Below are 752 nucleotides of genomic sequence, written 5' to 3'. Positions count from 1 at the left end.
CCACCGTGCCGGTCGCTGTCACTGGCCAGACGAAACGGCCACGGTCGAGCCTCTTGGAAAACAGGCAAAGCCCCTGGCCGTCGAACCACAGCAGCTTGACCAGATGACCCCGCTTGCCCCGGAACACGAACAGCGTCCCCGAATGCGGGTTCTGCGCCAGCACCTGCTGCACCAGCACCGCCAGGCCATCGAACCCCTTGCGCATGTCGGTCACCCCGCACGCCAGGAACACCCGCGTCGGTAGCGGCACCGGGCTCATCGCAGCACCGACAGCACCCGTGTCAGCGCGCCTGCATCCACCGCGGCATCCACGCTCACCCGCACGCCGCCCGGCAGCTCGATATGGATGAACCCCGGTGGACATGGTGCCGGCTGCGGTATCGGCGCGACCGGGGCGACAACCTGTACCTCGGCAAATACCGGCAACGCAGCCACGACGCCCGCCAGCTTGCCTTCACGCAATTGCTTGCGCCACGTGTAGATCAGGCTGCTCGACACCTCGCGACGGGCGATGACGTCGCAAACCCGCACCCCCGGCCGGAACGCCTCGGCCAGGATCTCCAGCTTCTCCGCGTCAGACCATCGCCGTCGACCCGACACCCGGCCGACCACCTCCATCCGACCAGTCATACGAGTGCTCGTATGACCAGTCGTAGAACCGAGAACTTCCCGCACCGCTCGCACCCTCGTCAAAGGCGACAAGCATCCCGGCTACCGGCGCTACCGCAAGGTGGCCTGCTGACCACGCTTAC

2 protein-coding genes are annotated in these 752 nt (G+C 66.8%); both read right to left on the bottom strand.

Going from position 1 to position 752, the window contains the following annotated elements; translation table 11 throughout:
• Positions 1-259, bottom strand: a 259-nt coding sequence (gene tnpB, locus SP5_RS18340; protein ID WP_042491526.1) for an IS66 family insertion sequence element accessory protein TnpB, incomplete at its 3' end; no start/stop codon positions are given.
• On the bottom strand, positions 256-630 hold the full coding sequence (gene tnpA, locus SP5_RS18335) for an IS66-like element accessory protein TnpA (RefSeq protein ID WP_042491525.1): 375 nt from the start codon (positions 628-630) through the stop codon (positions 256-258). The genes tnpA and tnpB, both read right to left, overlap by 4 nt.
• Positions 631-752: the final 122 nt, after the last annotated feature.

The sequence above is a fragment of the Sphingomonas parapaucimobilis NBRC 15100 genome, from assembly GCF_000787715.1.
GTDB lineage: Bacteria > Pseudomonadota > Alphaproteobacteria > Sphingomonadales > Sphingomonadaceae > Sphingomonas > Sphingomonas parapaucimobilis.
Note: the sequence above shows the minus strand (reverse complement) of the source record. Positions and strands in the feature narration are given on the sequence as shown.